General features: G+C 55.4%; 1 rRNA gene. It reads right to left on the reverse strand.

Annotation, left to right across the window (positions count from 1 at the left end):
• Window positions 1-656: ribosomal RNA gene (locus KVT38_RS33445) — 23S ribosomal RNA — on the reverse strand; the annotation flags it as partial.
• Window positions 657-679 lie beyond the last annotated feature (23 nt).

Consider the following 679-nt stretch of genomic DNA (forward strand, 5'->3'; position numbering starts at 1 on the left):
CTTAACCTCGCACGTAAACGTAACTCGCCGGTTCATTCTACAAAAGGCACGCCATCACCCCTAGATCGGGCTCTGACTTCTTGTAAGCGCACGGTTTCAGGTTCTTTTTCACTCCGCTCCCGCGGTGCTTTTCACCTTTCCCTCACGGTACTGCTTCACTATCGGTCGCCAGGGAGTATTTAGCCTTGGCAGATGGTCCTGCCGGATTCCCACGGGGTTTCTCGTGTCCCGCGGTACTCGGGATCCGTCTCGGAGGGAGCAGACTTTCGGCTACAGGGCTTTTACCTTCTATGCCGGGCCTTTCCAGACCTCTTCGCCTAACCTGCTCCTTTGTAACTCCATGTGAGACGTCCCACAACCCCTAAGAGCAAGCTCTTAGGTTTGGGCTAATCCGCTTTCGCTCGCCGCTACTGACGGAATCACTCTTGTTTTCTTCTCCTCCAGGTACTTAGATGTTTCAGTTCCCTGGGTGTGCCTCCAATGCAGCTATGTATTCACTGCATGGTGACTGGGCATGACCCCAGCCGGGTTTCCCCATTCGGACATCCCCGGATCAAAGCCTGCTTACGGCTCCCCGAGGCAATTTCGCTGTTCGCCGCGTCCTTCTTAGGCTCCTGGCGCCTAGGCATCCTCCGTGCGCCCTTAATAGCTTAACCTGTCGGCTAAACCACACAAGGCA

Origin of the sequence: Cohnella sp. GbtcB17 (assembly GCF_019091135.1) — a bacterium.
Taxonomy (GTDB): Bacteria; Bacillota; Bacilli; order Paenibacillales; family Paenibacillaceae; genus Cohnella.